This is a genomic window from Mesorhizobium sp. CA15 (genome assembly GCF_020165215.1).
Classification (GTDB): Bacteria; Pseudomonadota; Alphaproteobacteria; order Rhizobiales; family Rhizobiaceae; genus Mesorhizobium.
In genome coordinates this window covers 194407-217368 of sequence record NZ_JAIUHQ010000004.1, presented here as the reverse complement: position 1 = coordinate 217368, position 22962 = coordinate 194407, and the positions used below count along the sequence as shown (strand labels likewise).

Below are 22962 nucleotides of genomic sequence, written 5' to 3'. Positions count from 1 at the left end.
TCGATCCTCCCCGTCAGGCTGCGGCGTAAGCCGTCGTCGGATCGAACAGGCGCTTGACCTGCGTGATCTTCGTTGCCGGGAAGCCGCTCATCTTGGCATGACGCTGGATGATCGCCTCGTCCTTGGCGAGATAGACGCAAAAGGTCTTGTCGTCGGCCACGAAGGATTCGACCCACTGGATGTCGGGGCCAAGCTCGGCCAGAACGGCATTTGAGGCCTTGGACGCATCGCGAAGCTGCTCGCGCTCGAAGGTGCCGACCTTGGGAATCTCGCGTTCGATGATGTATTTGTGCATATCATAATCTCCTTGATCTGGGTTCAAATGCCACCGGGCGCCCGACCGGGTCGGTGCCCGTGACATCCCGGGGGCCGCTGAGCTAAACTGCAGCTTGGCCCGCCAGGCAGACGGAGAATTACGAAAGAGGCGGCCAACAGTCCTTACGCCGCCCTTATCTTATTCTGATCCTTTGCCTATTGTCGTTACAGGGATTGCTGCCGATGGGAATTTATTGCTTCGGCGACTTCGAACTCAATGAGGAGTCCCGCGCCCTTCGCCTCGCCGGAAGCGAGATCGAGGTGCAGCCCCTGGTCTTCGATTTCTTCGCCGTCCTGCTGCGCCATCAGGAGCGCGCCTTGAGCAAGGACGAATTGCTTGAGACGCTGTGGCCCGACGTGACGGTGACCGAGGCTTCGCTGCAGCGCGTGGCGAGCCTTGCCCGCGGCATCCTTCGCCAGGGCGGCATGGAGACGGCGCTGCGCAACCTGCCCCGCTTCGGCTACCGGATTTGCCTCGATCAGCCGGCCGCCTTGCAAACCAGGCCGGCGCCGGCCGATGCGGGCGGCAAGCTCTCGATCCCCGGCCTGTCAATTCTGTCGGCGCGGGCTGCCGTTGCAGCGAGGAAATGGCATGACGCCGCGGCCTCTTTCACGCAAGCGGATGCCGCCGACGAGCTGCTGACGGCCGATCTCGAGGAATGGGCGCTGGCGCTGGAATGCATGGGCCGGCCGGCCGAAGCCATTCCGCTTCTGGCGCGCGCGGTGACGGCTTACGGCGTGGCCGGCGAGCGACTGCGCGCGGCTTCCCCCGCAATCACCCTCGCCAGGATCCATCTCGAGAGAGGCGAGCTTGCCGTCGCCAAGGGCTGGCACAAGCGCGCCGCGCAGTTGATCGATACCGCTTCCGACAGCAGGGAGCACGGTCTCTGGTGCTGGATGGGCGCGCGCATCATGGGCGCGGAAGCCGAGCCGGAACAGGCGCTTGCGCTGGCTGAGCAAGCCTTCGCGGTCGGCAGGCACCTCGACGATCCGGTGGTGGAGTCGCTCGGCCTTATCTATCGCGGCTTCTTCAAGCTGTGTCTCGGTGAAACCAAAGCCGGGCAGGAGGATCAGGACCTTGCCGCCGCGCTCGGCCTGTCCAGCGATGTCGACCCGGTCGTCGGCGGGATCCTCTATTGCAACATTCTGTGGGCTTGCCGGAATTTCGGCGACTGGTCGCGCGCCAACCAATGGACGCTCGGCTACGAAGATTGGTGCAGGGGACACGGGCTGGAAGACCTTTCGGGCTCGTGCCGGCTGCATCGCGCCGAAGTGCTCGGCGTTCATGGCACGCTGAAGGAGGCGGAAGCGCTTGTGCGCGCGGCACTCGACCAGCTCGCACTCGACGCGCCCTGGGCGACCGGCGACGCCTTGCGCGTGCTGGGCGACATTCACTTGGCGGCCGGAGAATTCACGGAAGCCGAAACGGCCTACCGCGCATCGCACGCAGCAGGCTGGGATCCGCAGCCCGGACTTGCGCTGCTGCAACTCGAGCAAGGGCAGGCGGAGGCCGCTTTCAGCGCTCTCGAACGTTCCCTGGTGGGCAATGGCTGGCCGACCCTGCAGCGGCGAGGCATGGTGCTTGCCACGCTCGCCAAGGTGGCGGCGCGGACCAATCGGCGCGAGCGTGCGAAAGAGGTGATCGCCGAATTGGAGACCCAGCCGCAGCGCTGGCCGATGGCCTCCATCCAGGCGCTGACCGCGGAAGCCAAAGCGGAGCTTTTCATGCAGGAAGAGCGCCCCGCCGAGGCTGCCCGGGAGCTGCAGATCGCATGCTCGCACTGGAACGAGATAGGCTCGCCGATCAATGTCGCTGACGCCCGGCTGTCGCTCGCGGCGCTGCTCATCAGGATGGGCGATCGTTCCGGCGCTGAGCTGGAGCTCGGCACCGCGCTCGCGATTGCGAAGAAAGTCGACTCTTCACGGCTCATGCGGCGCTGCGACGAGCTGAAGGGCCTGATTGCCGGGGCGCAGGCGGTAGCGGCGGGCAGCGTCTAGCTCTCACTTGAGGTCTGCTCGGCGCGGTGGCATGAGAGGGAAATCTCTCTCAAAGGTCCGGCATGAGCAGCGCAAAGCAAGTCATCGTCATCGGCGCCGGCATCATCGGCGCCTCGATCGCTTGGCATCTTATGAAAGCCGGCGCGCGGGTGACGGTGGTTTCGGAAAGCGGCGCCGGCGGTGTCGCCACGCCGAATTCCTTTGCCTGGATCAATGCAAGCTGGGGCAATCCGGAAACCTATTTCCGGCTGCGCATCCGCGCCATGGCCGAATGGAAACGGCTGGCGAACGACCTGCCCGGCCTGCCGGTCGCGTGGTGCGGCGGCCTGTGCTTCGACCTGCCCGCGGACAGGCTCGAGGCCTATGCGGCCGAGCATTCGTCCTGGGGCTATGGCATCGAACGGGTCGGGCGCGAACAGGCGGCGCGCATCGAGCCCAATTTGGCGGAGCTTCCCGAGTTTGCGCTTTATGTCGCGCAGGAAGGCGTGGCCGAGCCTGTGGCGACCACGAAGGCGCTGCTGGCCGACGCCGAACGGCGCGGCACGCGGGTCGTCACGGGAACCGTCGACAGGCTGGCGCTGGTCAACGGCAAGGTCACGGGCGTCGTCGCTTCGGGCGAGATCATCGCCGCCGACGAGGTGGTGATCGCAGCGGGCGCCGGCGCTCCGGCGATCGCCGCGACGGCAGGCATCAAGCTGCCGATCGAGACTCCGCCCGGTCTGATCGTGCATTCGCGACCGCACCCAAAGCTGCTCAACGGGCTGGTGCTGGCCGACAGACTGCATATGCGCCAAACCGCCGACGGCCGTATCATCGCCGGCTCGGATTTCGGCGGCGGCGATCCGGGCGAGAATCCGGCGGCCGCCGCGCAGGCGCTGTTCGCCGCGACGAAAGCGATGCTGCGCGACGCCAGCGGGCTGGAATTCGACTTCCACACGATCGGCTACCGTCCGACGCCGGTCGACGGTTTCCCAATCGTCAGCCGGGCGGAAGGCGTCGGCGGCCTCTACGTCGCCGTCACCCATTCCGGCATCACCCTGGCGCCGGCGATAGGCCTGTTTGCGGCCGGCGAAATCCTCGACGACGAGCGCGATGCGTAGCTTGAACCCTACGCGCTGTCGCGTTTCGCTCAGTAGCCAGGAGGCCGGTGAAACCCGCCGGTGAGCGACGCAATCGCGGCTGCAATGCCGAGCAGCCGCGCTTCCGACCATTTCCTGCCGACCAATTGAAGGCCGATCGGCAAGGCGTCGCGGTCCTGCCCACAAGGGAACGCGAGCGTCGGATGGCTGGAATAGTTGAACACCGCGCCATAGGCCGGCAGCATCCAGTAGCTCTCCTCTTTGCCGTTGACCTTGAGAGGGCTGCCCGGCTTGCAGTGCGGGAAGGCCGTGGTCATGGCGACCGGGCAGAGCAAGGCATCGCAGCTGTCAAAGAACCGCTCCCAGGCAAAGATCGACCGGTCGCGGCGGGCAAGCGCGGCGAACCAGCGCGACACCGGCGTCGGCTGCTCCGGCGGTTCCGGCTGCGCGGCTTCCAACATCATGCCGATCAATGCACCGCCTTCGGACAAATCGTCGTGCAGGTCGAGCTTCGGCAATTTCGCGTTCTCCACAACCGCGCCCGCCGAGGCCAGCTTCGCGGCCAGGCTTTCGACGGCGACACGGATTTCGGTGGCAACCGGGAAGCCCGGGAAAGATTCGGCCACGGCGATGCGCAACGACTTGAGTTCGAGTTTCGGCATCGGCTCAACCGGCACGGGCGCCAGGTCGGTGTCCGCGCGGTCCGGTCCGGCAATGATCCGATAGATCAGCGCCAGATCCTCGGTGTTGCGAGCAAGCGGGCCAACACATGACATCAGCCGCACGCTGCGCGGCATGCCGCCGGGATCGGGAAAGGCGCCGGCCAGCGACACGCGATGTTCAGTCGGCTTCAGGCCATAGACGCCGCAGAAAGCAGCGGGCAAGCGTATGGAATCCTGCATGTCAGTGCCGACTTCGAACGGCGTCATGCCTGTCGCGACTGCCGCGGCCGCGCCACCGCTTGAGCCGCCCGCCGTGCGCGACGGATCCCACGGATTGCGAGTGCGCCCGAACAGCGGATTGTCGGACTGCCAGTCGCCCAGCATAGTGGGGACATTGGACTTGCCGACCAGTATGGCGCCGGCTGCTTTAAGCCTTTCAACCACAGGGCTGTCCTGATTGGCCGCGTAGTCGGCGAAGGGTGGAAAGCCGACGGTGGTCCTGATGCCCGCCGTCTCGTGCGCATCCTTCAGCGTGAACGGCACCCCGTGCAGCGGACCGAGCGTGTCGCCGCGCGCCGTTGCCGCATCGGCCAGCAGGGCACGTGCCCGCGCCTGTTCGCGATCGAAGATGACGACAGCGTTGACCGCCCCGTTGTGCCGGTCGATCTGGGCAAGCTGCGCATCGAGCGCCTCGATCGCCGAAATTTTTCGCTGGGCAATGGCTGCCGCGAGCTCGGCAGTCGACGAAAACCCGATATCCATGTGCACACTCCGGCTGCTTGCCGCGCTTCGCCTTGAACATGGCGGATGAGGGCGCGGCTTCAAGCCGAATTCAGCATCCGAAGCTCGCGAGCGCTTGATCGAAATTGCGCCAAGTGCCGATTTCCCTCACCCTGCCAGAGCCAACCGGACGGCCGCCGGCGCGAAAGGCTTGATGCTAGTGCTGTCGCGGGTCATGGTGACGAAACTCGACTGCGGAATCTCGTGCCAGGTCCGGCCCTCCCGATCGAACGGCTCGGAGACGATGCAGCGGCCTACTCCCTTGGCGAAGGCGCCGGTATAAAGCGTCGGAGCATGCTCGTCGGTGGCGTAGCGAACGGCGTGAAGCGCCCGACCGTCGCTGAACGCAGCCGTCAGCTTCAGCGACGGTTCGATGCCGGCACCGCGCGCAGCCTCAAGGACGCGACTGGTGGCGCGCGACACCGCACCTTGCGGGTCCTGCGCCAGGCCTTCGCCGATCATAAGCTGAAAGAACAGTTCGGAATCCGTGCTGCCTTCGATCTGGTCGAACAACGTATCGGAGAGGGAATTCTCGAGCGCGCGACGGATCTTCTCGAAGCCGCCGATCTGGCCGTTATGCATGAACGACCAGCGGCCCGAAACGAAGGGATGGCAGTTCGCGCGGCTGGTGACGCCGCCTGTCGAGGCGCGCACATGGGCCAGGAACAGGCCGGATTTTATCTGGTGTCCAAGGCTCCTGAGATTGGTATCGGACCAGGCCGGCAGGACATCGCGGTAAAGGCCGGGTTCCGGCCGGTCACCGTACCAGGCTACGCCGAAGCCGTCGGCATTGGTCGGCGATTTCGCCTCCTTCGCGCCATGGCTCTGAACGATCAGGGAATGGGAGGGTGCGGCGATGACGTCCTCGAGGAAGATCGCATCGCCGAGATAGGCTGCCCACCTGCACATTGTTTGATCCTCTGTCGATGCGTTCTGGGCGCGCGAATGGATTCGCGATCCGTCGAGCGCCACGGATGACAGGAGGAAGCCTGGGTGTCCTTACGCCGCGCTTACGTTTTGCTGATCTCTGCCTGAATCCGGCAGCCTGGATCTTGCTTCAGCCAACCAGCGCCAGCGGGGCCGCCGCCGGCGCGAACGGCCGGATGCCGGTGCCGTCCCTCGTCATGGTGACGAAGCTCGCCGGAGGTATAGCCCGCCACTCGCCGCCGTCGCGGTCGAAGGGTTCCGAGACGATGCAATGGCCCTCGCGCTTCGCGAAGGCGCCGGTATAAAGCGTCGGCGCATGGCCGTCGGTGGCATAGCGGACGGCGTACAGCGCCTCGCCATTCGAAAAGGCCGCCGTAAGTTTCAAGGAGGGCTCGATGCCGGCCCGGCGCGAGGCTTCGATGACGCGACCGGTTGCCCGCGAGACCGCGCCCTGCGGGTCGCTCGCCAGTCCCTGGTCGATCATCAAGAGGAAAAAGAGCTCGGAATCGGTGGTGCCATCGCGCTGGTCGAAGACTTCGTCGGAGAGCGAGTTCTCCAGCGCGCGGCGGATCCTTTCGAAACCGCCGATCTGGCCGTTATGCATGAACGACCAGCGGCCCGAGACGAAGGGATGGCAGTTCATGCGGCTGGTGGCGCCGCCGGTCGAAGCGCGCACATGGGCGAGGAACAGGCCCGACTTGATCTGCCGGCAGAGGCTCTTGAGGTTGGGATCGGACCATGCCGGCAGGATGTCGCGGTAGAGTCCGGGCTCGGGCCGGTCGCCATACCAGGCCAGACCAAAGCCGTCGCCATTGGTCGGCGACTTGGCTTCCTGGGCGCAGTGGCTCTGGGCGATCAGCGAATGGCAGGGCGCGGTGATGATGTCTTCGAGGAAGACCGCTTCACCAAGATAGGCCGCCCACCGGCACATCGCTTTCCACCATCTATCAGGCGCGGTCCAGGAGAGCCTTCGGCTCCTTCACCGCATGCGAGCCCCTGTTGTGCGTGCGCTCATAGAGCTCGCGAACGATTCGGCTGGCCGTAGTCTCGAACAGAAATGGCAAGAAAGCGTGAACGAGCGCGGCGCCCGCCGCCATCGACAGGCGCGAGCAGAACCAGGCGGCGAAAGCCATATGGCCGAAATAGGTCTCGCCGACCTTCTCCGGGTGAGCCGTGAACAGTGCCGTAAACCGTGTCGTCATGGTGATCCCTCCTGCCGGGATGAGTCCCGATAATGAGTATCGTGCCATACGGCTTTGGTTCATTGGTCCCAAATGGTCCTTGCTTTTCGATGTTTTGTGGGACATTCATCCCAACATGGCGACGGAAATCGATGAGATTGATCGAAGATTGCTGGCTGAGCTGCAACGCGACGGCACGCTGTCGGTCGACCAGCTGTCGGAGCGGGTGGCGCTGTCGCGCAATGCCTGTTGGCGGCGTGTCAAGCGGCTGGAGGAGGATGGCGTCATCACCGGCCGCGTCGCGCTGGTCGATGCCGACAAGCTTGGGCTTGGGCTGTCCGTCTTCATCCTGGTCCGCACCTCCAACCATGACCCGGACTGGTTGCAGAAATTCCGCGCGGCGGTTACCGGCTTTGCCGAGATCACCGGCGTCTACCGCATGTCGGGCGACCTCGACTATGTGCTGAGGGCCCGCGTCGCCGACGTGAAGGCCTATGACCGCCTCTACCAGCGGCTGATCGCCAAAGTGGCGCTGTCGGACGTCTCGGCCTCCTTCGTCATGGAGGAGATCAAGGAGACGACCGTGGTGCCGGTGGAACTGCGCTAGATAGGCCGAGGCCTCCGCGACTTCGTCATCCACGGGCGAAGCGGACGCGGAGACCCGAGGATCCATTCCGTTACCTCGATCAGAGACTGCGGCGGAGCAGAATTCTGCACCGTTGCGACGCTTTGAGGTCACGGAATGGATCCTCGGGTCTGCGCCGCGTCGCTTCGCTCCTTGCTCCGCCCGTGGATGACGAAGTGACGAGTGTTTTCGCCAATCGCCAAAGTAGACCGCGAGGCCATAGTCACGCCAGAAAGAAAGCCGTTGATAGTATGGCGGGCGAGTTGACCGAATCGCCGCACGCGCCGATAGGATCGATTTCATGCGCACGGCTGTCCATTCTTCCTCCGTCATCGGCCCCACCGTCGGTTTCGTCAGGCTTCCGCATGGCGAAGGCCTGCCTCTACCTGCCTATGAGAGCTCAGGCGCCGCCGGCATGGATTTGCGCGCCGCGGTGCCGGAGGACCGGCCGCTGCTCATCCTGCCAGGAAAACGCGCGCTGGTGCCGACCGGGCTCGTCCTGGAAATCCCGGAAGGCATGGAGGGCCAGGTGCGGCCACGCTCGGGCCTTGCCTTCAAGCATGGGCTCACCGTCCTCAATACGCCCGGCACCGTCGACAGCGACTATCGCGGCGAGGTGAAGGTGCTGCTGGTCAATCTCGGCGACGAGGATTTCTCGGTGACGCGCGGCATGCGCATTGCCCAGATCGTTTTCGCGGCCGTGACCCAGGTTGCGGTCGAGGAAAGAGCATTGGCCGGCGGCACGGCGCGCGGCACAGGCGGCTTCGGGTCGACCGGCACCGCTTGAATGGCAATCCCCAAGCTCGTTATCTTCGACTGCGACGGTGTCCTGGTCGACACTGAGAACCTTGCCAATAGGCGCCTCGCCGAATGGCTGACCGTCGCCGGGTTTACGACCACGTTCGAATATTGCCGCAAGAACTTCTCCGGTCGCAGCATGGCCTCGGTGCAGAAGGAGATCGAAGAGACGACCGAGGTGCGGCTCGGCGCCGACTTCGTCGAGCGCTGGAATGCCGGCCTGCCGGACCTTTTTTCGCACGGGGTCGAAGCAATCCCCTATGTGCGCGACTTCATCGATAAGGTGCGGGCCGCGGGCATCGCCTATTGCGTCGCCTCCTCGGCGCGGGTCGCGAAGATGCACATCACGCTCGGCCAGACCGGGCTGCTGCCGCTGTTCGAGCATGCGATGTTCTCGTCCGCCATGGTCAGCCGAGGCAAGCCGTTCCCGGACCTCTTTCTGCATGCAGCAAGGACGATGGGCTTCCCGCCGGCCGACTGCATCGTCATCGAGGACAGCGTCGCCGGTACCCAAGCCGGCATTGCCGCCGGCATGCGGGTGTTCTCCTATTACGCCGATCCGCTCTCCGATCGCGACGGCCTGGCGGCGGCCGGCGGCATATTGTTTGACGACATGCGCGACCTTGCCGGGCTCGTGCCGATCCGCTGATCGCATCCGGCTGCGCACCGCAACCGGCCGTGCTAGCGTGAGCGCATCCGAGGGGCGCGGTCCTATGATTTCCACCCTATGCCGTTTCATGTTTGCCTGCCTGCTGCTGCCATGCCTGTGGACAGCTGCGCTGGCGCAGGCCGTCAGCTTTCCGGAGTTGAACAGCGCCGTTCCAGGGCATCAGGACGTCACCTATTTCGACCTCGCCAAAATGATCGTGCCCGATCTCAAGTCCGGCGGCGACGGTTTCTACACAGGCGGCGCGCCGATCGAGATGCGCGACATCCTCGGCAGCGACGACGGCGGATCGCCGCCCGAGGCCGTCAACCTGCCGAATGCGGCGGTGCTGGCCATCAAGGCCGGCGGCAAGGACCGGCTGGCGATGCTTCTCGACCTCGGCCAGGCGCAGGACAGCGCCGAAGGGTTTGCCGCGCTGGCGCTCTACGATCTCACCGGCAAGCCGAGGCTGCTCGACGCCGTCAATGTCGGAACCGACCGGAGCACCTATTTTCGCGATCCAGGAAAACTCCCGATCAGTGCGGGCGACGACGCGCTCATCACCATGAGCACACATTTCAATTCGAACCAGGGCTATGTCGGCACGATCCTGATCCTCGTCCGCGACGACCGCTTCGAGCCTATCGACCAGATCAACACGTTCGACGAGAATGTCTGCGCCTACAAGCGCACGCAGGACCTGTCCTTCCGGACGCTCGGCGGCGACAAACCCTACGCAGCGATCAAAGTGACGGTGACCGATGCCACCAAGCCGAGCGGCGAGAGTTGCGAGGAGCCGGCGCCCAAGGCGGTCTCGCACGACATTTCCGTCACCTATCGCTGGAATAAAGCCAGATCGCGTTACGCAAGCAATTCCGACGCTTTCGAGAAATTGTCAGCAGAAAACGCCAAACGTTTCTGAGCCGGAAGCATTCGTTTGCCCGGTTCAAGCGGTCGCTATAAATTCCCCGCACGACCCAACTCATGATTGAGGACCTGCCATGGACGACAAGGGCAAGATTTTTCGCGATCTGCACGCCTCCACCTTCGTCATGCCCAATCCCTGGGACATAGGCACGACAAAGCTTCTTTCTTCGTTCGGCTTCAAGGCGCTGGCGACGACCAGCGCCGGCTTCGCCTTCTCGCGCGGCCTGCCGGACGGCGCCGTGACCTTCGACGCCATGATCCATCATTGCCGCGAGGTGACGGCCGCGACGGAGCTGCCGGTTTCGGCCGATCTGGAGCGCGGCAAGGGGGACAGCCCAGAACAGGCGGCCGAAACCATCTTCGCGGCCGAAGCCGCCGGTCTCGCCGGCTGCTCGATCGAGGACCACACCGGCGACCCTGGCAATCCGATCTACGATTTCTCGCTGGCGACGGAGCGCGTCGCTGCCGCTGTCGAGGCGGCCCGGGCGCTCAAGCATGATTTCGTCTTCACCGCGCGGGCCGAGAATTTCCTGTGGGGCAAGACCGACCTCGACGACACCATCAAGCGGCTTCAGGCTTTCGAGAAAGCCGGCGCGGACGTGCTCTATGCGCCGGGCATCGGCGACGTCGAAATGGTGCGCACGATCTGCTCGTCGGTGAGCCGGCCGGTCAATGTGATGGCCCGACCCGGCTTCACCATCGCCGACCTTGCCATGGCCGGAGCCAAGCGCATCTCGCTCGGACCGTGGCTGACCAATTTCGCCTATGGCATGCTGGAGACGGCGGCGCGCGAAATCCAGCAGGACGGCACCTTCGGCTTCGCCCGGGCGGCGATGCCGTTCGGCAAGCTGCAGGCGCTGTTCCGCGGCGGCACCGATTAAAGCAGTTCCCGCGCCGAAACCGCCTTGTGCAGATGCACCATCATGGCAGCCGCGAAAAGCGGCGTCAGAAGGTTGAGCAGCGGCACGGCAAGAAACACAGCGATGACCAGCCCGGCCAGGAACACCGTGCCGGCATGTTTGCGGCGCAACGCCTTGGCCTCGGGTTCGGGACGAAACCGCATGGCGGCGAACTCGAAGAATTCGCGGCCCAGCAGATAGCCGTTGACGATGAAGAACGCGGCAATGTTGATGCCCGGCACCAGCAACAGCAGCAGCGCGACGATGTTGCCGAGGACGACCACGCCGAAGAATTTGACGGCCAGCGCAAGCGAATGCAGCGCCGGCACGGCGCGGCCGGGCGGATCGTTGGGGTAGTCGGTACGTTCGACCACTTCGGCGACATCATCGAGGAACAGGCCGGCGACGATCGCGGTCACCGGCGCGATGAGCAAGGCCAACCCCACAGCCAGAACGATGCCGGCGATGATGCCGCCCAGCCACCCGGCCCAGGACGGCAGGCCTGGAAGCAGCGTTTGCAGCCATGGCCAGGCCAGCCATTCGAGCAGGCTCTCCAAACCGACCCAGAGCGCCAGCAGAGCGAGCAGCGTCAGCCCCAGCGTCTTTAGAAAGACGGAGCGGAATTCGGGAGAGAACAACCGGCTGGCGGCGGCGCGGGCGGCGTCGAGGATCACAGCGTCTTCAACCCCTCATCGAAAAAGACGCTTCGCAGATAAGCAGGCTGGATGCCAGGCGCAACTATTGCGCAAGCCTGGCCCGCCTGGCCGGAATGGTCATCGCCGCGACGCCGGCGACGACGAAGGCCATGCCGAGCCAGGCCGCCGGCCCGAGGCTTTCGCCGAGGAAGACGGCGCCGATGCCGACGCCGATCGGCACGCGCAGATAGGCCTGCGAGGTGGTGCCGACCGAGCCCAGCGTGTGGATGAGGCGGAAATAGATGACGAAAGCCAGCGCCGTCGAGAAGACCGACAGGCCGAGCAGGGCCAGGATCGATGCGCCCGACGGCGCAAGCGTCCATGGCCGGTCGACGACCAGGCTCAGCGGCACAAGGATGGCGGCGCCGCAAAGCATCGAACCCGCGGCGGGTATCATCGGATCGAGGCCCTTAAAGCCACGGCCAAAGATCGCCGCGCCGGCATAGGAGACCGTCGCGATGACGATCGCAAGCTGCGCCCACAATTGATGGCCAAGCCCGCCAAGCGCCTGCGTGCCGATGATGAGACAGATGCCGACGATGCCGGCGCCGACGCCGAGCAGCTTGCGCGCCGTTACGGGCTCATGGCGCGTGATCAATGCCGTCAGCAGGAAGGTGAAGATCGGCGACGTCGAATTGAGGATGGTGGCGAGGCCGGCATTGACCGAGCGCTCGGCGGCGGCGATCAGCGTGAAGGGCACGACGCTGTTGAGACAGGCCTGGAAGGCGAACCGGGGCCATACTGCCGCATCGGCCGGCATGGCAAGGCCGCGCCAGCGGATGATGGTGAAGAGAATGCCCCCGGCGATCAAGGTCCGGGCGGCGATGAAGGTCACAGGCGGGATCGTCTCGACGCCGACCTTGATGAAGGTGTAGGAAGCGCCCCACAGCACCGCCAGGACGCCGAGCAGCGCCAGTTCGGTGGACATTTCGCTCTTCTGGGACATTTCTGCGCCTTCTGCTGCGGGAACGATCCGCTTTGTTGTTACGCAATTGCTGACGGAATACCGCCACTCACTTTTCCTGGAATTGCTTCTAGCCCATGGCGGCGCGGAAATGTTTCGATCGCCGCGAAACCATAGCGGCGAAGGCCGCGGTCGATATGGGCCAGTTCGACACGAACGCTGCCGCAGCCGGCGCTTCGCAAACAATGGCGATTTTCGGGGTAGGCAAAGCAATGCCAAGTCGCTAGACCCGCGCCCGGCCGGCATGCCAGATAGCCGGGCAGCCCTTGGCGGAGATTTTGATGCCGGAATATGACGTGCTTTGCATCGGCAATGCCATTGTCGACATCATCGCGCAGTGCGACGAAGCTTTTCTCGAGACCAACGGCATCATCAAGGGCGCGATGAACCTCATCGACGCCAGGCGCGCCGAACTGCTCTACAGCCGCATGGGTCCGGCGATCGAGGCTTCCGGCGGCAGCGCCGGCAACACCGCGGCCGGCGTCGCCAGCCTCGGCGGACGGGCCGCTTTCTTCGGCAAGGTGTCGAACGACGCGCTGGGCGAGATCTACACCCATGACATCCACGCCCAGGGCGTGGCCTTCGATACCGCACCGCTCAAGGGCGAACCGCCGACGGCGCGCTCGATGATCTTCGTCACGCCCGACGGCGAGCGTTCGATGAACACCTATCTCGGCGCCTGCGTCGAGCTTGGCCCCGAGGATGTCGAGGCCGACAAGGCCGCCGGCGCCAAGGTGACTTATTTCGAAGGCTATCTGTGGGATCCGCCGCGCGCCAAGGAAGCCATCCGGCAGACGGCGAAGCTGGCGCATGCGGCGGGCCGCGAAGTGTCGATGACGCTGTCGGATTCCTTCTGCGTCGACCGCTACCGCGACGAGTTTCTCGAGCTGATGCGTTCGGGCACCGTCGACATCGTCTTTGCCAACAGCCACGAGATCAAGTCGCTCTACCAGACCGCCTCCTTCGAGGAGGCGCTCGCCGCCATCCGCAAGGATTGCAGAATAGCCGCCGTCACTCGTTCTGAAAAAGGTTCGGTCATCGTGCGCGGCGACGAGACCGTCATCATCCAGGCGACGAAGATCAAGGAGCTGGTCGACACGACCGGCGCCGGCGATCTCTACGCTGCCGGCTTTCTCTACGGCTACACGACCGGCCGCAGCCTCAAGGACTGCGGCGATCTCGGCTCGCTGTCGGCCGGGCTGGTGATCCAGCAGATCGGCCCGCGCCCGCGCCAGAATCTGCGTCGCGAAGCCGAGCAAGTGGGGCTGCTTTAGAGCTGCCCAATAAGTACCGTTGCGTTACCGCCAACAGGGTCAAAACCGGCTTCTCTGTCGCGCCCCTGTCATAGAGCGCTCCTACACGCAAACTGAGGCGTACTGCGACTGACATTGCGGCACGCCAAACCAGGGGTGTGAAGATGCGTGCCAGCAACCTGCCGGGCCGCGGCGTTCGTTGCCGCCGCAGTTTTTGCTTTCCGCAATAAGAATTTCAGCATCGGCCGGCGCCTGGGAGGAGCGCGGGCCGCAAGACAGATTCATGACCAGATTCCAGAACTCGTCCGACGGGATTTCACAAGAGGCGTTGGCAGGCCTGGTCGCCGAGGCGGTGCAGCAGGCGCTGACGCAGCAGGGCGTCATGCTGGGCGCCGAGGCGCTTGCTTCAGCAAGCAAGATCGCGGGCCATGTGGCTGCCGCCCTGCCCTTCCTGCCGCAAGCACAGCGCCTTGCCATCAGCTCCTTCAAGGGTGAGTGGACCGACCTTGCCTCCGACTTCTTTCGTGCGATGACGAACAAGGCCGCGAGCGACGGCCCGGCCATATCCGGCCGCGCTCTTGAGCGCTCACCGCCGAAATCGGAGACAGAGAGGCCTGCGGCGCAGCCGATCGCCGAGCGGGCCGCGGAGCTCCAATCGATGCTGATCGAGGATTGGGCCGGCGAGGTCGCCGGCTCGACCTATCTGGAAGAGAAGCTCCGCATCCCGCGTTCCACGCTGCATCGCTGGCAAAGACGCGGCGAGGTCGTCGCGTTGCGCAAGGGCGGCCGCAAGCATGTCTTCCCATTAGCCCAATTCGTCGACGGCAGGCCGGTTCCCGGGATCAGCGACGTGCTTTCGGCGATCGCCAATCCGAGACTTGCCTGGTTTTGGCTGACCCGACCCTCGCCCGAGCTCGACGGCCGCATCCCCATCGAGATGTTACGGGAAGACATGGTCGAGGACGTGCTCCGCGCGACACGTACTCTATCCTGACTCCTGTTTCGCGGAGTCGATTTTTCTATGCTTATCTGGATTTTTAGAAAACTTGTCCGGCAAATCGCTTGTCATAAAACTGTAATAATTGGCACATTTGGCACATTGTGCAGGTTACCTGACGTTCCGATTGTACTTATTGTTCAGAATGTTCCATCTTTGCATTTATGTGACGTGATATTTACGCAACAAGACTTCTACAAGAGTTCAAAAAGCCGCCTTTCCGACACAACCCCTGTTGTGTGAGGCCAACGATTAGGCCATGTCCAAGGCGAAGAAGCGGCGCCGGTGCGCGTGCTTTTTCAACGATGGGGACGGGGGTGGCAAAGCCGAACGGCACGTCAGGCCTGTCTTGAACCTTTGACTGGAGATTCAAGAAAATGAACATCAAGAGCCTTCTACTCGGCTCCGCTGCGGCTCTGATCGCAGTTTCGGGCGCCCGCGCCGCCGACGCGGTCACCGTCGCCGAGCCGGAACCGGCCGAATACGTGAAGATCTGCGACGTCTATGGCGCCGGCTATTTCTACATCCCCGGCACCGAGACCTGCCTGCGCGTCGGCGGCTACATCCGCTATGACGCCGGCTTCGGCGACGTCGGCACTTTCGACGGCCGCAAGACCACCGACGTTCAGGACGGCGACTCGCAGAACAGCTGGAACAAGAACGCCCGTTTTAACCTGAAGACTTGGACCGGCCAGGAGACCGAGCTCGGCACGTTGAAGACCTATACCGAGACGCGTTTCAACTTCAAGAATGGTGGCCCGACGAGCACGCCAACGCTGAACTTCGCTTGGATCCAGCTCGGCGGGCTGCGCGTCGGCAAGGACGAGACGCCTTATGACTCGTTCATCGGCTATGCCGGCAACGTCATCCAGGACACGACCATCCCGTACGGCATAAAGGACACCAATGTCGTCAGCTACTACTTCGATGCTGGCAGCGGCTTCTCGGGCGTGATCTCCCTTGAAGAAGGATCGGACGTTACAGGTCTTGCTACCGGCACGGGTACGGGCGTTATCGCAGGCACGATCGACAGCTACGTTCCGCATGTCGTCGGCGGTCTGAAGTATAAGGGCGACTGGGGTGCGATCACCGGCGTCGTTGCCTATGACAGCAACTACGAAGAAGTGGCCGGCAAGGTTCGCCTGGATGTCAATGTCACCAAGGAACTGACGCTGTTCATCATGGGCGGCTACGGTACGGACGATAACTTCCGCGACGCGGGTAACGCCATCAACACCCATGGCCGCGGCTTCTACAAGCCGTGGGGCGGCAACTGGGCTGTCTGGGGTGGCGGCACCTACAAGTTCGACGCCAAGACTTCGTTCAACCTCCAGGCTTCGGCTGACGACGACAAGAACTACGCCGTGGCTGCGAACATCGCCTACAGCATCGTTCCGGGCTTCACGATCACAGGCGAAGTTGATTGGGACCATTTCGGCAGGTTTGACGATGGGATCGGTGACACCAATGTCGTCGACTGGACCAAGGCCGACAAGAAGAACAGCGTCGGCGGCATCGTTCGCTTCCAGCGCAATTTCTGATCGGACTGGCGATCTCAGGGAAGGCTCGCGGCATCGCCGCGGGCCTTTTCCAATTCCAAACGTTGGCGATGTGGGCAAACGCCTCGTCAGCAAACGCCTTCGTCAGTTGCCCGCCGTATAAGCTGCAATTGCCGCCATATTGACGATGTCGCTGTCTTTGGCATTCAGCGACACAATCTGCACCGGCTTGTTGAGGCCGACCAGCAGCGGGCCGATGACGGTCGAGCCGCCGAGCTCCTGCAGCATCTTGGTCGAGATCGAGGCCGAGTGGAATGCCGGCATCACCAGCACATTGGCCGGTCCCGTCAGGCGAATGAAAGGATACTGCGCCATGGCGCGCGGGTTCAGCGCCACGTCGGCGGCCATCTCACCGTCATACTCGAAATCGACGCGGCGCTTGTCGAGGATGCGCACCGCTTCCTGCACGCGCTCGGAACGCTCGCCCTGCGGATGGCCGAAGGTGGAATAGGCGAGCATAGCGAGCCTTGGCTCGTAGCCCATGCGGCGGGCAAAACCGGCCGCCTCCTCGGCGATGTCCACGATCTGCTCGGCGTTCGGCATGTCGTGCACGGCGGTGTCGGCGACCAACACGGTGCGGCCGCGCGCCAGCACGATCGAGACGCCGATGACGCGGTGGCCCGGCTTGGCGTCAATGATGCGGCGCACGTCGTCGAGCGCGGTGGAATAGTTGCGGGTCACACCCGTGACGATGCCGTCGGCGTCGCCCAGCGCCACCATGCAGGCGGCGAAATGGTTGCGGTCGTTGTTGATCAGCCGCTGGCAGTCGCGGAACAGGAAACCCTTCCGCTGCATGCGCTCGTAGAGATAGTCGGTGTAGATGCCGTTGCGGCGCGACAGCCTGGCGTTGATGATCTCGATGCCCGGCTTGTTGAGGTCGATGCCGGCATTGCGGGCATTGTCCTTGATGACGTCGTCGCGGCCGAGCAGGATCGCCGTGCCGAGCCTCTGGTTCACATAGGAGACGGCGGCGCGCATCACCTGCTCCTCCTCGCCCTCGGCAAAGACGATGCGCTTGGGCTGGCGGCGCACACGGTCGTAGATGCGCTGCAAGGTCGAGGCGATCGGGTCACGGCGCGCGGACAGTTCCTGCGCATAGCGGTCGAGATCGAGGATCGGCTTGCGGGCGACGCCGGATTCCATCGCCGCCTTGGCCACCGCCAGCGGGATCGCCGAGATCAGGCGCGGATCGAATGGCACCGGAATGATGTAGTTGGGGCCGAATTTCGGCCGGTTGCCCTGATAGGCGGCGGCAACGTCGTCCGGCACGTCCTGGCGCGCCAGCTCGGCAAGCCCCCTGGCGGCCGCGATCTTCATCTCGTCGTTGATGGTGGTGGCGCGCACATCCAGCGCGCCGCGGAAGATATAGGGGAAGCCCAGAACATTGTTGACCTGGTTTGGGTAGTCGGAGCGGCCGGTGGCCATGATGGCGTCGGTGCGGATCTCGGCCACTTCCTCCGGCGTGATCTCCGGATCGGGATTGGCCATGGCGAAGATGATCGGGTTCTTGGCCATCGACTGCACCATGGCGGTGGTGAGCGCGCCCTTGGCGGACAGGCCAAGGAAGACGTCGGCGCCGTCCAGCGCTTCGGCCAGGCTGCGCGCCTCGGTCTTGACCGCATGCGCCGACTTCCACTGGTTCATGCCTTCGGTGCGGCCTTGGAAGACCACGCCCTTGGTGTCGCATAGGATGATATTTTCGGGCGAAAAACCCATCGCCTTCATCAATTCGATGCAGGCGATGCCGGCGGCGCCGGCGCCGTTGCAGACCATTTTTGTGGTCTTCATGTCGCGGCCGGTGATCTCCAGCGCGTTGATCAGCCCGGCGGCCGAGATGATGGCCGTGCCATGCTGATCGTCATGGAAGACGGGAATGTCCATCAGCTCGCGCAGCCGCTGCTCGATGATGAAGCACTCGGGCGCCTTGATATCCTCGAGATTGATGCCGCCGAAGGACGGCCCCAGGAAGCGCACGCAATTGATGAACTCGTCGGCGTCCTCGGTCGCCACTTCGAGGTCGATCGAATCGACATCGGCGAAGCGCTTGAACAGCACCGCTTTGCCTTCCATCACCGGCTTCGAGGCCAGCGCGCCGAGATTGCCAAGGCCGAGGATGGCGGTGCCGTTGGAGATGACGGCGACCATGTTGCCGCGCGCCGTATAGTCGAAGGCGCGGCTCGGATCCTCAGCGATGGCGCGCACGGGAACGGCGACGCCCGGCGAATAGGCGAGGCTCAGATCGCGTTGCGTCGCCATCGGCTTGGTGGCGACGATCTCCAGCTTGCCGGGCCGTCCCATGGCGTGGAACTCCAGCGCCTCCTCGGGACTGACGGAGGGGCCGCTGCTTTCCGTTTTCCTGGCCATGTTGCTGACGCTTCTCCCACCATTTCGCGCTCTTGAGGCGCATTGTTTTGAATTACCCGCTTAAGGCTACACGCCGCCGCTGTAAACCGCCAAGCGATCCAGCGATTTTGTTCCTCCGTTGGCAGAGACAAGCTGTCAAATCTTGCCCGATGAGATCGCGGCAATCTCGCGCAGGTGCTCGCGTACCGGGGCCCACCGCGTCAGCCCCGAGGTGCCGGCGAACGGCCATTCGGAGAAAGGCGGATCGTTGCTTCCCATGCGCTGCTTAAGCGCCGAGAGATAGGCCATCAGTTCCAGCCGTTGCGCCCGCACCCTTTCCAGCGTGCGGCCACGAATCTCCTCGCGCGGGATGGCGCGGTCGCGAAGTCGCTCGACCGCGCGGCGGATTGCGGCCGGCTCCGGCTCGGCGATCAGGCAATAGTCCGGATCGAAATAGACGTCGCGGCCGCCGATGCTCGGCGTCGAGACGATCGGCAGGCCGGCCAGCAGATACTCCATGCTGGAATACATCGCCCCTTCCACCGCCGACAGGCAGAGCCCGACCGCGGCCCGGTTATAGACGCGGTTGACCTCGTAAGGCGGCATCCGCCCGGGCAGGCCGTCAACAAGCGGATTGGCGATGCTGTGAAGCGGCGATTGCGCCTGCAGCCGGCGGATGAAGGCGCGGTCGCCGGCCGGCGGCAATTCGCCGATCGAGGACGTCACATGGACCAGTCTTTCGATCTCGAAGGCGAGGTGGTGCCGCTTGGTGTGCGAGATACGGCCATTGTAGACGGCATCGTACTCGACCGGCACGTCCGGCAGCGGCCGGAAGACGTCTTCCGAAATCATCAGATTGTGATTGGAGAAGATCGCTGTGCCGCCAACGCCTGCAATCAGACGGCGCTCTTCCTCTGTGTTGCAGAGGAAGATCAGGTCATGGTGGGGGCAGACCGCGGCGAACCACGCGAGATCCTTGCGTATCTGCTCGACGACGGTGGGCCTCTCCAGCGTCCAGTTCGGCATCAGAAGGAAGGTAGCGCGCGCTGGCACCATGCGCCGGCAGAGGGCAGCGAGTGCGTAGAGCGGGCGCCGGCCGCCGACAGGTATGTAGTGGATCAACGGATCGCGACTGAAGACATGGACGGGTATGTCGATGCCGCCATCGAGGCCGGAGAGCGGCCCGCGCGTCGGCAGGATGAAGGGAAACCGTGTCCGCACCCACGCCCTGATTTTGGTTCTGGTACGGTTGGCGCGGTTGGTGGCAAGAAGCCGCACCCGCCTGAGCGGCGAGCCGACCGGGCCGACCATCTCCTCGAACGTCTCGTGTCCGTCCTTCTTCATCGCCCCGCTATCTTCTCCTGACCCCGAACGATCCATATGTCGGCCGGCGGCATGAGGCAACACGCCCCCGTGCGCCCGTACTGCTGATGGCGGCAACCGCCCACTCGTCCCCCGTTTTTGCAACCGCCGGCATTAAACCGCCCGCCCACATCTGCTAGCGTGCCGGGATGGATATGCGTACCCCGGAAGAACACAACGCCACGGCGGCACCGGCACAGTTTGTCACGGCCGGCGTCACGCCGATGATGGAGCAGTTCATCGAGATCAAGGCGGCGAACCCGGATTCGCTGCTGTTCTACCGCATGGGCGATTTCTACGAGCTGTTCTTCGACGACGCGGAGAAGGCGAGTCAGGCGCTTGGCATCGTCTTGACCAAGCGGGGCAAGCACCAGGGCAATGACATACCGATGTGCGGCGTGCCGGTGCATGCGGCGGACGACTATCTGCAGAAGCTGATCGCGCAAGGCTTTCGCGTTGCCGTGTGCGAGCAGATCGAGGACCCGGCCGAAGCCAAGAAACGCGGCTCCAAATCGGTGGTGCGCCGCGACGTGGTGCGGCTGGTCACGCCAGGCACCATCACCGAGGACAAGCTGCTCGCGCCCTCGGAATCGAGCTTCCTGATGGCGCTTGGCCGCGTGAAGGGGGGCGCGACCAGCCAAGCCGGCTTCGCGCTGGCCTGGATCGACATTTCGACAGGCGCTTTCCGCGTTGCCGAGACGAGCGTCGAGCGGCTGCTTGCCGACATCTTCCGCGTCGACCCGCGCGAGCTGATCGTCGCCGAGCCGGTTTTCCATGATCCGGAGCTCAGGCCCGTGTTCGACGTGCTGGGCCGCGTCGCCAATCCGCAGCCGCCGTCGCTGTTCGATTCGGCCTCAGCCACCGGACGCATCGCGCGCTTCTTCGAGGTCGCGACGCCGGACAGTTTCGGCACATTCTCGCGCGCCGAGTTATCGGCGATCTCGGGCGCCATCGCCTATGTCGAAAAAACGCAGAAAGCGGAGCGGCCGCCGCTGTCGCGGCCCGAGCGCGAGGAGCAGGGCTCGACGCTGTTCATCGATCCGGCGACGCGCGCCAACCTGGAACTGCTGCGTACGCTGTCCGGCAGCCGCGACGGCTCGCTGTTCAAGGCGATCGACCGCACTGTGACGGGGGGCGGCGCGCGATTGCTCGCCGACCGGCTGATGGCGCCGCTGACCGATCCAACAGCAATCGCGGCCAGGCTGGATTCGGTGTCGTTCTTCCGTTCCGAGATGCGGCTCTGCCAGGGCCTGCGGGCGAGCCTCAAAAGTGTCGCCGACATGCCGCGCGCGCTGTCCAGGCTGGCGCTCAACCGCGGCGGACCGCGCGACCTGGGCGCGCTGCGCGCCGGCTTCGAGGCGGCCGGCGCGATCGCCGAATTGTTCGCGGCGGCCGATCTGCCCGCCGAGCTCGCTGCGGCATTGGCCGCGATCAAGGCCTTGCCCGAGGCGCTTGCCCGCCACCTCAGCGAAGCGCTCGACGACGAGCTGCCGCTGATCAAGCGCGACGGCGGCTTCGTGCGGTCGAGCTACAATGCCGAGCTCGACGAGATGCGGGCGCTGCGCGACGAATCGCGAAAGGTGATCGCCGGACTGGAGCGCTCGCTGATCGAAGAAACCGGCATCCGCTCGCTGAAGATCCGGCACAACAATGTGCTCGGCTATTACATCGAGGTCACCGCCAATCACCATTCGATCATGACCGGCAGCGACGCCGCCAAGGCGCGCTTCATCCATCGCCAGACCATGGCCAACGCCATGCGCTTCACCACGACCGAGCTGGCTGAGCTGGAATCGAAGATTGCCAACGCCGCCGACCGGGCGCTGAGCATCGAGCTCGCCGCTTTCGACCGGCTGACCGCGGAAGTGGTGGGCGAGGCCGAACGGATCCGCGCCGGCGCCGACGCGCTTGCGGCTCTGGATGTTTCGTCGGCGCTGGCATTGCTTTCAGAAAGCGAGGGCTGGTGCCGACCGCTGGTAGATTCGAGCCTCGCCTTCGAAATTGCCGGCGGGCGCCACCCAGTGGTCGAACAGGCGCTCAGGCGTTCCGGCGAAGGCCCGTTCGTCGCCAATGATTGCGACCTGTCGCCCCAGGGCGGCGCCAAGGCCGGCGCAATCTGGCTGCTCACCGGCCCGAATATGGGCGGTAAGTCAACGTTCCTCAGGCAAAATGCGCTGATCGCCATACTCGCTCAGACCGGCTCCTTCGTGCCGGCGCAAAGCGCCCATATCGGCGTCGTCGACCGGCTGTTCTCGCGCGTCGGCGCCTCGGACGACCTGGCGCGCGGCCGCTCGACCTTCATGGTCGAGATGGTCGAGACCGCGGCGATCCTCAACCAGGCCGGCGAGCGGGCGCTGGTCATCCTCGACGAGATCGGCCGCGGCACGGCAACTTTCGACGGCCTGTCGATCGCCTGGGCGGCGGTCGAATATCTGCATGAGAAGAACCGCTGCCGGGCGATTTTTGCCACGCATTTCCATGAGATGACGGCGCTGGCGGGCAAGCTCCCCCGGCTTCACAACGTCACCATGCGGGTGAAGGAATGGGAAGGCGACGTCGTCTTCCTGCACGAGGTCGGCAAGGGCGCGGCCGACCGCTCCTACGGCGTACAGGTGGCGCGGCTCGCCGGCCTGCCGGAAGCCGTCGTTGCCCGCGCCAAGGAAGTGCTGCACCAGCTCGAAGAGGGCGAAGTCTCGGGGAAGACCAATCGGCTCGTCGACGACCTGCCGCTGTTTTCGGTGGCGGTGAAACGCGAAGCGCCGAAACCCGCCAAAAGCGATGCGCTGGGCGAAGCGCTCGGCGCGATCAATCCCGACGAGATGACGCCGCGCGAGGCGCTGGAGGCGCTCTATCTGTTAAAGAATTTGGCGAGCACTTAATGCGATAGAATAATCCTCGCGTTTCATCCTCATTTCCAGAATGAGACGCACAGTTCGATTCCTTCCGCGAGCA

The 22962-nt window shown here is 64.4% G+C and carries 20 protein-coding genes; 11 read left to right on the top strand and 9 right to left on the bottom strand.

The genetic code is table 11. The features are described 5' to 3' along the window. Window positions 1–13 precede the first annotated feature (13 nt). Window positions 14–295 (bottom strand): DUF4242 domain-containing protein, encoded by a 282-nt coding sequence (locus tag LB515_RS10310; protein ID WP_140843940.1) that lies wholly within the window; start codon window positions 293–295, stop codon window positions 14–16. A 203-nt stretch (window positions 296–498) separates the two neighbouring features. Between LB515_RS10310 and LB515_RS10305 the strand changes: the two genes are divergently transcribed. Together LB515_RS10305 and LB515_RS10300 are read left to right on the top strand one after the other, a co-directional pair. Then, a complete protein-coding gene (locus tag LB515_RS10305) occupies window positions 499–2313 on the top strand; it encodes a winged helix-turn-helix domain-containing protein (protein ID WP_224707630.1) in 1815 nt (604 codons plus the stop codon). A 62-nt stretch (window positions 2314–2375) separates the two neighbouring features. After that, window positions 2376–3413, top strand: a complete 1038-nt coding sequence (locus LB515_RS10300) for an NAD(P)/FAD-dependent oxidoreductase (protein ID WP_224707629.1) — start codon at window positions 2376–2378, stop codon at window positions 3411–3413. A 29-nt stretch (window positions 3414–3442) separates the two neighbouring features. Here the strand turns inward: LB515_RS10300 and LB515_RS10295 are convergent, their stop codons facing one another. The 4 genes from LB515_RS10295 to LB515_RS10280 form a co-directional block, all read right to left on the bottom strand. Next, complete coding sequence (locus LB515_RS10295) at window positions 3443–4816, bottom strand: amidase (protein ID WP_224707628.1); 1374 nt, start codon at window positions 4814–4816, stop codon at window positions 3443–3445. 126 nt (window positions 4817–4942) lie between these two features. Then, window positions 4943–5743 (bottom strand): class II glutamine amidotransferase, encoded by an 801-nt coding sequence (locus LB515_RS10290; RefSeq protein WP_224707627.1) that lies wholly within the window; start codon window positions 5741–5743, stop codon window positions 4943–4945. 148 nt (window positions 5744–5891) lie between these two features. Next, a complete protein-coding gene (locus LB515_RS10285; RefSeq protein WP_224707626.1) occupies window positions 5892–6692 on the bottom strand; it encodes a class II glutamine amidotransferase in 801 nt (266 codons plus the stop codon). 16 nt (window positions 6693–6708) lie between these two features. After that, complete coding sequence (locus LB515_RS10280; protein ID WP_040994452.1) at window positions 6709–6963, bottom strand: DUF6356 family protein; 255 nt, start codon at window positions 6961–6963, stop codon at window positions 6709–6711. 115 nt (window positions 6964–7078) lie between these two features. Here LB515_RS10280 and LB515_RS10275 point away from each other — a divergent pair, with 115 nt between their 5' ends. The 5 genes from LB515_RS10275 to LB515_RS10255 all read left to right on the top strand — a co-directional run bounded on the left by LB515_RS10275 (window position 7079) and on the right by LB515_RS10255 (window position 10819). Beyond that, complete coding sequence (locus LB515_RS10275; protein ID WP_095766090.1) at window positions 7079–7549, top strand: Lrp/AsnC family transcriptional regulator; 471 nt, start codon at window positions 7079–7081, stop codon at window positions 7547–7549. A gap of 319 nt (window positions 7550–7868) precedes the next feature. Beyond that, complete coding sequence (gene dut / locus LB515_RS10270; RefSeq protein ID WP_224707625.1) at window positions 7869–8354, top strand: dUTP diphosphatase; 486 nt, start codon at window positions 7869–7871, stop codon at window positions 8352–8354. Beyond that, window positions 8355–9014: an HAD family hydrolase gene (locus tag LB515_RS10265; protein WP_224707624.1), complete on the top strand. Its 660-nt coding sequence runs from the start codon at window positions 8355–8357 to the stop codon at window positions 9012–9014. It abuts the gene before it with no gap. Between the two features lie 64 nt (window positions 9015–9078). Then, on the top strand, window positions 9079–9933 hold the full coding sequence (locus LB515_RS10260) for a hypothetical protein (RefSeq protein ID WP_224707623.1): 855 nt from the start codon (window positions 9079–9081) through the stop codon (window positions 9931–9933). 79 nt (window positions 9934–10012) lie between these two features. Continuing rightward, a complete protein-coding gene (locus tag LB515_RS10255) occupies window positions 10013–10819 on the top strand; it encodes an isocitrate lyase/phosphoenolpyruvate mutase family protein (RefSeq protein WP_224707622.1) in 807 nt (268 codons plus the stop codon). On the opposite strand, the gene LB515_RS10250 is transcribed toward LB515_RS10255, so the two are convergent. Both LB515_RS10250 and LB515_RS10245 read right to left on the bottom strand, forming a co-directional pair. Further along, window positions 10816–11511: a sulfate transporter family protein gene (locus LB515_RS10250; RefSeq protein ID WP_224603198.1), complete on the bottom strand. Its 696-nt coding sequence runs from the start codon at window positions 11509–11511 to the stop codon at window positions 10816–10818. The genes LB515_RS10255 and LB515_RS10250 overlap by 4 nt on opposite strands. Window positions 11512–11575: 64 nt before the next feature. After that, window positions 11576–12460, bottom strand: a complete 885-nt coding sequence (locus tag LB515_RS10245; RefSeq protein WP_224707621.1) for an EamA family transporter — start codon at window positions 12458–12460, stop codon at window positions 11576–11578. A gap of 317 nt (window positions 12461–12777) precedes the next feature. Here LB515_RS10245 and LB515_RS10240 point away from each other — a divergent pair, with 317 nt between their 5' ends. The 3 genes from LB515_RS10240 (at window position 12778) to LB515_RS10230 (ending at window position 16287) form a co-directional block, all read left to right on the top strand. Then, the gene (locus LB515_RS10240) at window positions 12778–13770 is read left to right on the top strand and encodes an adenosine kinase (protein ID WP_224603200.1); all 993 of its coding nucleotides are present in this window, start codon (window positions 12778–12780) and stop codon (window positions 13768–13770) included. A 262-nt stretch (window positions 13771–14032) separates the two neighbouring features. Continuing rightward, on the top strand, window positions 14033–14743 hold the full coding sequence (locus LB515_RS10235; RefSeq protein WP_140846681.1) for an antitoxin Xre/MbcA/ParS toxin-binding domain-containing protein: 711 nt from the start codon (window positions 14033–14035) through the stop codon (window positions 14741–14743). A gap of 380 nt (window positions 14744–15123) precedes the next feature. After that, window positions 15124–16287, top strand: coding sequence for a porin (locus LB515_RS10230; protein WP_140846668.1), 1164 nt, complete (start codon window positions 15124–15126; stop codon window positions 16285–16287). 102 nt (window positions 16288–16389) lie between these two features. Here LB515_RS10230 and LB515_RS10225 read toward each other — a convergent pair whose 3' ends face one another. Together LB515_RS10225 and LB515_RS10220 are read right to left on the bottom strand one after the other, a co-directional pair. Next, complete coding sequence (locus tag LB515_RS10225) at window positions 16390–18669, bottom strand: NADP-dependent malic enzyme (RefSeq protein WP_224707620.1); 2280 nt, start codon at window positions 18667–18669, stop codon at window positions 16390–16392. Between the two features lie 135 nt (window positions 18670–18804). Then, complete coding sequence (locus LB515_RS10220) at window positions 18805–19992, bottom strand: glycosyltransferase (protein WP_224707619.1); 1188 nt, start codon at window positions 19990–19992, stop codon at window positions 18805–18807. A 167-nt stretch (window positions 19993–20159) separates the two neighbouring features. On the opposite strand from LB515_RS10220, the gene mutS reads away from it, so the two are divergent. Next, the gene (gene mutS, locus LB515_RS10215) at window positions 20160–22889 is read left to right on the top strand and encodes a DNA mismatch repair protein MutS (protein WP_224707618.1); all 2730 of its coding nucleotides are present in this window, start codon (window positions 20160–20162) and stop codon (window positions 22887–22889) included. Window positions 22890–22962: the final 73 nt, after the last annotated feature.

What these genes read in the sequence shown, in the direction of transcription:
- LB515_RS10310 (WP_140843940.1), bottom strand. Translation starts at nt 295, where the DNA reads ATGCACAAATACATCATCGAACGCGAGATTCCCAAGGTCGGCACCTTC.
- LB515_RS10305 (WP_224707630.1), top strand. Translation starts at nt 499, where the DNA reads ATGGGAATTTATTGCTTCGGCGACTTCGAACTCAATGAGGAGTCCCGC.
- LB515_RS10300 (WP_224707629.1), top strand. Translation starts at nt 2,376, where the DNA reads ATGAGCAGCGCAAAGCAAGTCATCGTCATCGGCGCCGGCATCATCGGC.
- LB515_RS10295 (WP_224707628.1), bottom strand. Translation starts at nt 4,816, where the DNA reads ATGGATATCGGGTTTTCGTCGACTGCCGAGCTCGCGGCAGCCATTGCC.
- LB515_RS10290 (WP_224707627.1), bottom strand. Translation starts at nt 5,743, where the DNA reads ATGTGCAGGTGGGCAGCCTATCTCGGCGATGCGATCTTCCTCGAGGAC.
- LB515_RS10285 (WP_224707626.1), bottom strand. Translation starts at nt 6,692, where the DNA reads ATGTGCCGGTGGGCGGCCTATCTTGGTGAAGCGGTCTTCCTCGAAGAC.
- LB515_RS10280 (WP_040994452.1), bottom strand. Translation starts at nt 6,963, where the DNA reads ATGACGACACGGTTTACGGCACTGTTCACGGCTCACCCGGAGAAGGTC.
- LB515_RS10275 (WP_095766090.1), top strand. Translation starts at nt 7,079, where the DNA reads ATGGCGACGGAAATCGATGAGATTGATCGAAGATTGCTGGCTGAGCTG.
- dut (WP_224707625.1), top strand. Translation starts at nt 7,869, where the DNA reads ATGCGCACGGCTGTCCATTCTTCCTCCGTCATCGGCCCCACCGTCGGT.
- LB515_RS10265 (WP_224707624.1), top strand. Translation starts at nt 8,355, where the DNA reads ATGGCAATCCCCAAGCTCGTTATCTTCGACTGCGACGGTGTCCTGGTC.
- LB515_RS10260 (WP_224707623.1), top strand. Translation starts at nt 9,079, where the DNA reads ATGATTTCCACCCTATGCCGTTTCATGTTTGCCTGCCTGCTGCTGCCA.
- LB515_RS10255 (WP_224707622.1), top strand. Translation starts at nt 10,013, where the DNA reads ATGGACGACAAGGGCAAGATTTTTCGCGATCTGCACGCCTCCACCTTC.
- LB515_RS10245 (WP_224707621.1), bottom strand. Translation starts at nt 12,460, where the DNA reads ATGTCCACCGAACTGGCGCTGCTCGGCGTCCTGGCGGTGCTGTGGGGC.
- LB515_RS10240 (WP_224603200.1), top strand. Translation starts at nt 12,778, where the DNA reads ATGCCGGAATATGACGTGCTTTGCATCGGCAATGCCATTGTCGACATC.
- LB515_RS10235 (WP_140846681.1), top strand. Translation starts at nt 14,033, where the DNA reads ATGACCAGATTCCAGAACTCGTCCGACGGGATTTCACAAGAGGCGTTG.
- LB515_RS10230 (WP_140846668.1), top strand. Translation starts at nt 15,124, where the DNA reads ATGAACATCAAGAGCCTTCTACTCGGCTCCGCTGCGGCTCTGATCGCA.
- LB515_RS10225 (WP_224707620.1), bottom strand. Translation starts at nt 18,669, where the DNA reads ATGGCCAGGAAAACGGAAAGCAGCGGCCCCTCCGTCAGTCCCGAGGAG.
- LB515_RS10220 (WP_224707619.1), bottom strand. Translation starts at nt 19,992, where the DNA reads ATGAAGAAGGACGGACACGAGACGTTCGAGGAGATGGTCGGCCCGGTC.
- mutS (WP_224707618.1), top strand. Translation starts at nt 20,160, where the DNA reads ATGGATATGCGTACCCCGGAAGAACACAACGCCACGGCGGCACCGGCA.